At 70.0% G+C, this 8,016-nt stretch carries 7 protein-coding genes; 4 read left to right on the top strand and 3 right to left on the bottom strand.

Annotation, left to right across the window (positions count from 1 at the left end; all coding sequences use genetic code 11):
* Nucleotides 1-64: 64 nt before the first annotated feature.
* Both I0Q12_RS07380 and I0Q12_RS07375 read left to right on the top strand, forming a co-directional pair.
* The gene (locus I0Q12_RS07380; protein ID WP_197251313.1) at nt 65-829 is read left to right on the top strand and encodes an acyltransferase; all 765 of its coding nucleotides are present in this window, start codon (nt 65-67) and stop codon (nt 827-829) included.
* Between the two features lie 52 nt (nt 830-881).
* Nucleotides 882-2,369: an amidase gene (locus I0Q12_RS07375; RefSeq protein ID WP_197251312.1), complete on the top strand. Its 1,488-nt coding sequence runs from the start codon at nt 882-884 to the stop codon at nt 2,367-2,369.
* A 57-nt stretch (nt 2,370-2,426) separates the two neighbouring features.
* Here the strand turns inward: I0Q12_RS07375 and I0Q12_RS07370 are convergent, their stop codons facing one another.
* The 3 genes from I0Q12_RS07370 to I0Q12_RS07360 are packed head-to-tail and all read right to left on the bottom strand — an operon-like array spanning nt 2,427 to nt 6,036.
* Nucleotides 2,427-3,674 (bottom strand): glycosyltransferase family 4 protein, encoded by a 1,248-nt coding sequence (locus I0Q12_RS07370; RefSeq protein ID WP_197251311.1) that lies wholly within the window; start codon nt 3,672-3,674, stop codon nt 2,427-2,429.
* A complete protein-coding gene (locus tag I0Q12_RS07365; RefSeq protein WP_197251343.1) occupies nt 3,671-5,188 on the bottom strand; it encodes a glycoside hydrolase family 57 protein in 1,518 nt (505 codons plus the stop codon). The genes I0Q12_RS07370 and I0Q12_RS07365 overlap by 4 nt, the downstream gene beginning before the upstream one ends.
* A gap of 17 nt (nt 5,189-5,205) precedes the next feature.
* Nucleotides 5,206-6,036 (bottom strand): class I SAM-dependent methyltransferase, encoded by an 831-nt coding sequence (locus tag I0Q12_RS07360; protein WP_197251342.1) that lies wholly within the window; start codon nt 6,034-6,036, stop codon nt 5,206-5,208.
* Between the two features lie 180 nt (nt 6,037-6,216).
* Between I0Q12_RS07360 and I0Q12_RS07355 the strand changes: the two genes are divergently transcribed.
* Both I0Q12_RS07355 and I0Q12_RS07350 read left to right on the top strand, forming a co-directional pair.
* Nucleotides 6,217-7,002: an electron transfer flavoprotein subunit beta/FixA family protein gene (locus I0Q12_RS07355; protein WP_197251310.1), complete on the top strand. Its 786-nt coding sequence runs from the start codon at nt 6,217-6,219 to the stop codon at nt 7,000-7,002.
* 46 nt (nt 7,003-7,048) lie between these two features.
* Entirely contained in the window at nt 7,049-8,005 is a 957-nt protein-coding gene (locus tag I0Q12_RS07350; RefSeq protein WP_197251309.1) for an electron transfer flavoprotein subunit alpha/FixB family protein, read from the top strand.
* Nucleotides 8,006-8,016 lie beyond the last annotated feature (11 nt).

Here is an 8,016-nt window from a genome sequence, read left to right as displayed (position 1 = left end):
TCGGTCAGCCTATCGGGCCGGGCCCCGTGCTTTCCGCACGAGGCTGACCGTAGGCTGGCATGCTATGACGAGCATGTGGGGCGCACCGTTGCGCACGAGGTGGCGTGGTTCACGTCGCCGGGACGCCGACCAGGCGAAATTCCTGACCGTCGACTCGCTGCGGTGGGTGCTGGCCAACAAGGCCTACACACCCTGGTACCTGGTGCGGTACTACCGACTCGCGAAGTTCAAGCTCGCGAACCCGCACGTGATCCTGCGCGGCATGGTCTTCCTCGGCAAGAACGTCGAGATCCACTCGACGCCGGAACTGTCGCGGCTCGAGATCGGCAGATGGGTGCACATCGGTGACGGCAATGCCATCCGCTGTCACGAGGGGTCGCTGCGCATCGGCGACAAGGTCGTCTTCGGCAAGGACAACGTCGTCAACACCTACCTCGACATCGAGATCGGTGCGTCGACCCTCGTCGCGGACTGGTGCTACATCTGCGACTTCGACCACCGCACCGAGGATGTCACCTACCCGATCAAGGATCAGGGCATCGTCAAGAGCCCGGTGCGGATCGGGCCCGACACCTGGATCGCCGCGAAGGTCACCGTGCTGCGCGGTACCCGCGTCGGCCGCGGCTGCGTGCTCGGTGCGCACGCCGTAGTCAAGGGCGACATCCCGGACTACAGCATCGCCGTCGGATCCCCGGCCAAGGCCGTGAAGAACCGGAAGGCCGACTGGGAGGCCGGCGCGGCGCAGCGCGCCGAGTACATCGCGGCGCTCGAGGACATCGCCCGCAAGAAGGCGGGCGACCTGCCGGAAGGCGCGGACGCCGGAGCCTGATCCGGTATCCGTCGTCGACGAGGACCGTCGATGAGGGTGAGGGGAGCTGGGGATGGACTACTGCGAGTACCGCCGTTACGACGCGGTGGGGTTGGCCGAACTCGTCGCCACCGGTCAGGTCGGCGGCGAGGAGCTGCTCGAGACGGCGATCGCGCGCCTGGACGCGGTCGAACCGGTCCTGAACACGGTGGTGTACCGGCTCGACGAGCGGGCCCGCACCCGCGCCAAGGGCCGGCTCACCGGGCCGTTCGCCGGGGTTCCGTTCCTGGTGAAGGACCTCGCACAGGACGTGGTGGGCACACCGACCGGAAGCGGTAGTCGTGCCCTCGCCGCGCTGCCGGCCGCGCGCAACGCGCTCGTCGTCGACCGCTGGATCGACGCGGGGCTGGTCGTGTTCGGGAAGACGAACACCCCGGAGTTCGGGGCGAAGAACATCACCGAACCGGAGGCGAACGGGCCGACGCGCAATCCGTGGAACCCGGAGCACACGCCCGGCGGATCGTCGGGTGGTTCGGCCGCCGCGGTCGCGGCGGGGGTGGTGCCCGCCGCCGGCGCGAACGACGGCGGCGGGTCCATCCGGATCCCCGCCGCCTGCTGCGGACTCGTCGGGCTCAAACCGGGGCGCGGTGTGGTGCCCAGCGGCCCGGCCGTCGGCGAGTTGCTGCACGGCGCGGTGTCCAACGGGGTCGTCACTCGCACGGTCCGGGACGCGGCGGCGATGCTCGACATCATCGCCGGCCCCGACCCGACCGGTCCGTACCTCGGTGCCCGCGCCGAGGAGTCGTATGCGGCGATCGCGAGCCGTCCGCCGCGGCAGCTGCGCATCGGCTACGCGACCGCCTCGCCGCTCGGCACTCCCGTCGACCGGGAAGCGGTCGCGGCCGTCGACGACGCGATCGCGCTGCTCGACGAGCTCGGGCACCACGTCGAACCCGCCGAGACCGGTATCGACGAGCGGCGCCTCGCGACGGACTTCCTGACGATGTGGTTCGCCTCGCTCGCGCAGGATGTCGACGATGCTCGTCGCCGGACCAATTGCGGCCCGGACGGATTCGAACTCGACACCCGTGTCCTCGCGGCCGTCGGCCGGTCGGTGTCGGCACCGGATTACCTTGCGGCCCTTCAGCGGTGGAACGGTTACACGCAGCAGCTCGTGGCCTTCCACGAGCGCTACGACCTGCTCCTCACACCGACGCTGGCGTCGCCGCCGATCCGCATCGGCGAACTGACCACCCCGCCGATGGTCCGGATTCTGAGCCGGCTGATCGTCGCGGGCCGGCTCGGCCGTCTCGCGCGGCTCGGTGGTCTCCTGGACTCGATCGTCGACGACAACCTGGGTCGGACCCCCTACACGCAGCTGGCGAACATCACCGGGCGCCCGGCGATCTCGGTGCCGCTGTACATGACGCCCGACGGTCTACCGCTCGGGGTGCAGTTCGTCGCGCCGCTCGGTGGGGAAGGCCTGTTGCTCGCGCTCGCAGCGCAATTGGAACAGGCCCGGCCGTGGGCCGACCGGCAGCCGCCGCTCGCCCCGGCCTGACGGCCTCGTGCGCGGTTCCGGTGGCGGGGGCTACCGAAAACGCGCACGAGGCGCGGGTCATCCGCGATCGGGGAGTGGACGTTGCGGGATGCTCGGACGCGCCAGCGGATGCCGCACCCGCCGCTTGGCGCCCGCGTACACCTGGGCCGTCTCCTCGGCGACCTGCCGCCAGTCGAAGTCGTCGGTGAGCCGCGCGCGGGCAGCGCGTGCGCGTTCCTGGGCGGCGTCGGGGTCGTCGAGCAGTTCCCGCACCGCCGAGACGAGCCCGGCCACATCGCCCGGCTGGAACGACAGCCCGGTGACACCGTCGACGACGGCCTCGCCGAGACCCCCGGCGGTGGAGGCGACGAGCGGGGTGCCGGCGGCCGCGGCCTCGAGCGCGATGATCCCGAACGGCTCGTAGCGGCTCGGCAGCACGATCGCGTCGGCCCCGTGCAGCCAGCCGAGCAGTTCGGTGTGGTCGAGGTTGCCGAGGAAGGTCACCGACCGGGCGACCCGGTGGACGCGGGCCTGCTCGCGCAGCCATTCGAACTGAGTGCCTTCACCGGCGACGACGAGTGTCGTCCCCGGATGCGACCGCCGGATCTTCGGCAGCGCCGCGATCGCGTCCTGTACACCCTTCTCGTATTCGAGCCGTCCGACGAACAGCAGCCGCGCCGGACCGGTGCGGGGCTCGCGGTCGCGGTACGACCACGTGGTGACGTCGATGCCGTTGCGGATCACCGAGATCGACGGCAGATCCGGCCCGTACAGCTCCGCGACCTCGTCGCGCATCGAGGCGGAACACGTGATGAGCCAATCGGATTCGTTCGCCAGCCACCACTCGACCGAGTGCACCTGGCGGTTCATCTTCCCGGACAGCCAGCCGCTGTGCCGCCCGGCCTCGGTGGCGTGCAGGGTGGACACGAGCGGCACGTCGAAGTATTCGGCGAGCGCGATCGCGGGGTGCGCGACCAGCCAGTCGTGCGCGTGCACGACGTCGGGCGTCCAGCCCTCGCCGATGCCGCCCTTGCTCAGGCCGACACCCGCACGGACCATCGCGTGACCCATGGCCAGGGTCCAGCCGAGCATGTCCTCGCCGAAGTCGAAGTGCGGCGGGTCCTCGGCGACCGCGACCACCAGGACGCCCTCCGCGATGTGCGTGAGGGTGGGGTGGGTGGACGCGTCGGTTCCGGTGGGACGCCGGGACAGGACGACGACCTCGTGACCGGCCGCGGCGAGTTCGGTGGCCAGGTGGTGGACGTGGCGACCGAGTCCGCCGACGACGACCGGCGGGTACTCCCACGAGACGATGAGAATTCTCATGTCGGCTCTCCGTTCGGCAGTCGACGTGCGTCGAGTGCGGGGAACAGGTTGTCGGCGCGGTTCCAGCCGTCGGCGAGGCGCGCGGCCGCGTCGTGGCGGCCGGCCGCGACGGCGTCGGCGATCTCGCGCAGTGCGTGCGCGTGCTTGTGCGCGCGGTCGCGGGCGTATCCGGCGGCGGTGTCCTTGCTGACCATGAACGCCCAGTCGCTCGAGACCGCCATCAGCGCCTCGCGCAGCATCTGGTCGTGGACGCGGTTGCGCAGCGCGGGCAGACCGGGCGCGGCGGTGGCGCGGTCCTTGTCGAGGGTGTCGAGGGTGGTGCGGACGACCTCGTCGTTGAGTTGCACCAGGTCCTGGACCTGTTCGCCGGCCCAGACCCGCCAGTCCTTGCCGGATCCCCACGACGAGTCGGGGAGTTCGACGGGGGTGCCGACGTAGCCGCGGTCGCGGGCGTCGGCGAGAGTGCCGACCTCGATGCCGGCCTCGGGCAGCGCCCGTAGCAGCCGTTCCAGGAACAGTGGGCCCTCGTACCACCAGTGCCCGAACAGTTCGGTGTCGAACGCGGCGACGACGAGCGCGTCCCGGCCGATCCGGGCCGACTCGCTGCGCAGCCGTCTCCGGATGGTCTCGACGAAGTCGGCGACGTGCTTGTCGACGGTCGCGGATGCGAGATCCGGGTCGTAGGGCGCCTTTTCGTGCGAGGGCACGGTGCGGCCGGTGACCCGGGCGGGCTTGAGTCCGGTGTCGTGGCAGTAGGTGTGGAAGTCCCGGTACGCGGCGTGCCCGGGGTAGCCGGACTTCGGTGACCACACGCGGTAGGAGACCTGCAGATCGCGGCCGAACGCCACGACGTCGGAGTCCCACACCGTGCGGCCCAGGGAGGTGTCGCCGCGCAGGGCGGGTCCGTCGACCATGAAGTGCTCGACGCCGGCGGCGGCGTACCCGGTCTCCATCCCGGGGGTGAAGGCGCACTCGGGTCCCCAGATCCCCCGGGGGGTGTGCTGCCAGCGGGCCTGCGCGTCGTACAGACCTTCCGACAACGAGAACGCGCGCAGGCGCGGATCGAGCAACGGCTGGAAGGGATGGGCCAGCGGACCTCCGAGCAGTTCGATCGCGTCGGCGTCGATCAGTCCGCGGATGACCGCGGAACCGCCGTGGCGCCAACGGGTTTCGAACTGTTCGAGCGCCTCGCCGGCGAGGCGGTGCTCGCGGGCGCCGAGGTCGCGGTACGACTGCTCGGCCATCCCGGCCGCTTCGTGAGCGCGCAACTGCCAGTTGCCGATCCAGTGGTGCATGCCGGTCAGGCAGTGCGGATCGTCCAGTTGGGCGGCGAGCACGGGCGTCACGCCGAGGGTGAGCAGCCGGGTGCGGCCTTCGGCGGCGAGCCGGTGCAGGACGTCGGTGACCGGCAGATACGTTGCGGCCCAGGACTGGTAGAGCCATTCCTCGCCGACGGGCCAACGCCCGTGATTGGCGAGCCACGGCAGGTGCGAGTGCAGCACGAGGGCGAACATGCCCGGTTCGCGGGTGGTCACCGCGCTGGGTCCTTCACCGCGATGGCGACCAGATCCAGGCTCGCGTCGATGTTTTCGGGATCGAGGACGAAGTCGTCCACGGCGACGCCCGCGACGTCGGCGGTCAGATCGGCGGGCCACGGCTCGCCTGCCAGGGCGCGTTCGATCTGCGCGTCGATGAACGAGCCGCCGTGCTTGGCGTCGAGGGCGCGCAGCGCGGGGCCGTGGTGCACGCCGGTCATCAGTTCGACGCGGAAACCGGCCTCTACGAGCAGTTCGGTCAGTTCGGCGGCGTTCAGTTCGCGGGTGTGGAACGGGTTGAGCGGGGTGTCGCGGCCGGGGGAGAAGGTGATCCGGTTCGGGGTGCTCACCAGCAGTTCGCTGCCGGGGACGAGGACGCGGTGGCACTCGCGCAGGAATTGCGCCTGGTCCCAGAGGTGCTCGATGACCTGGAAATTGACGACCACGTCGACCGATTCGTCGTCGAGGGGCAGGTCGGCGAGGTTGCCCTGGCGGATGTCCACGCGCGGGTAGCGGGCGCGCACGTGGGCGACGGCGCTCTCGTCGTAGTCGAGTCCGATGACGCGCCGGGCGACGTCGGCGATCATGTCGGCGCCGTAGCCCTCACCGCAGCCGGCCTCGAGGACGGTTCGTCCGGTGCATCGCGCGAGCAGCTCGCGGTAGACCACCTCATGGCGACGGAACCAGTAGTTCTCCTCGGCAATGCCGGGGACGGTTCGCTCGCCGGTGAGGGGCAGTTGCTGCGCTTCGTCTGCGCGGACGGTGGAGTCGCTCACCGCCCAGAGACTAGACGTATCACTGTTCTCCCTGTTCGGGGTGGTCCACATCACAGGCCTCTCGTTCCCTTCGGGTGGTTATGGTGAACCGGATCTCTTGCCAAGTTACTGGTGGGTAACTTAGCGTGAGGTAATCTAACGCACACCCCGTGCGAAACACGAGTGCTCGGTCCAGGCAGTGCCTCGCCCGATCCCTAAAGCAGCGATACAACAGGAGGTCGACGTAGACCCATGACGAACATCGTCGTTTTGATCAAGCAGGTCCCCGACACGTGGTCCGAGCGCAAGCTCACCGACGGCGACTACACCCTCGACCGCGAGGCCGCGGACGCCGTGCTCGACGAGATCAACGAGCGGGCCGTCGAAGAGGCCCTGCTCATCAAGGAGCGCGACGGGGGCGAGGTCACCGTGCTCACCGCCGGTCCCGACCGGGCGACCGACGCGATCCGCAAGGCGCTGTCCATGGGCGCCGACAAGGCCATCCACCTCAACGACCCGGCCCTCCACGGCTCCGACGCCATCCAGACGGCGTACGCCCTGGCTGCCGCGCTCGGTCAGATCGAGGGTGTCGAGCTCGTCATCGCCGGTAACGAGGCCACCGACGGCCGCGTCGGCGCCGTCCCGGCGATCATCGCCGAATACCTCGGTCTTCCCCACCTGACGCACCTGCGCAAGCTCACCATCGCCGACGGCAAGGCCACCGGCGAGCGCGAGACCGACGAGGGCGTTTTCGGCCTCGAGGCATCCCTCCCGGCCATCGTCTCGGTCACCGAGAAGATCAACGAGCCGCGCTTCCCGTCCTTCAAGGGCATCATGGCCGCGAAGAAGAAGGAAGTTCAGACCCTCACGCTCGCCGACATCGGTCTCGACCCCGAGATCTTCGGCGTCGCCAACGCCGGCTCCACCGTCACCGGTGTCACCCCCAAGCCCGCGCGTACCGCTGGCGAGCGCGTCACCGACGAGGGTGACGGCGGCAGCAAGATCGCTGCGTACCTCGTCGCCCAGAAGATCATCTGATCCGCGCCCACGCGAAACAGCAGACTTACCAAGGGAGAAAGAAGCAATGGCAGAAGTACTCGTGCTCGTCGAGCACGCCGAGGGCGCGCTGAAGAAGGTCAGCATCGAGCTCATCACCGCAGCGCGTGCGCTCGGTGAGCCCGCCGCCGTCGTCACCGGCCCCGCCGGCACCGCCGACAAGCTGCAGGACGCGCTCGCCGCGGCCGGCGCCGCCAAGGTCTACGCCGCCGAGTCCGACGACATCGACGGCTACCTGGTGACCCCGAAGGTCGACGTCCTGGCCTCGCTCGTCGAGTCCGTCGGCCCGGCCGCCGTGCTCACCGCCGCGAGCGTCGAGGGCAAGGAGGTGTCGGGCCGCCTCGCCGCGCGCATCGGCTCCGGCCTCCTCGTCGACGTCATCGAGGTCAAGTCCGACGGCTCCGCCGTCCACTCCATCTTCGGTGGCGCGTTCACCGTCGACGCCAAGGCCAACGGTGAGGTCCCGGTCATCTCCGTCCGCCCGGGTGCCGTCGAGGCGCAGCCGCAGGCCGGTGCCGCCGAGCGCGTCGCCGTCGAGGTTCCGGCTCAGGAAGAGTCCGCCGTCAAGATCACCTCGCGTGAGCCCGTCGTCGGCGGCGACCGCCCCGAGCTCACCGAGGCGTCGATCGTCGTCTCCGGTGGTCGCGGTGTCGGTTCGGCCGAGAAGTTCTCGGTCGTCGAGGAGCTCGCCGACTCGCTCGGTGCCGCCGTCGGTGCCTCGCGTGCCGCCGTCGACTCCGGCTACTACCCGGGCCAGTTCCAGGTCGGCCAGACCGGTAAGACGGTCTCGCCGCAGCTGTACGTCGCGCTCGGCATCTCCGGTGCCATCCAGCACCGCGCCGGCATGCAGACCTCGAAGACCATCGTCGCGGTCAACAAGGACGAAGAGGCCCCGATCTTCGAGATCGCGGACTACGGCGTCGTCGGCGACCTGTTCAACGTCGCGCCGCAGCTGACCGAGGCGATCAAGAAGCACAAGGGCTGATCCTTGTAGCT

The sequence above is a fragment of the Rhodococcus sp. CX genome (assembly GCF_015865005.1).
GTDB lineage: Bacteria > Actinomycetota > Actinomycetes > Mycobacteriales > Mycobacteriaceae > Rhodococcus.
This window is presented reverse-complemented; position numbering and strand designations above follow the sequence as displayed.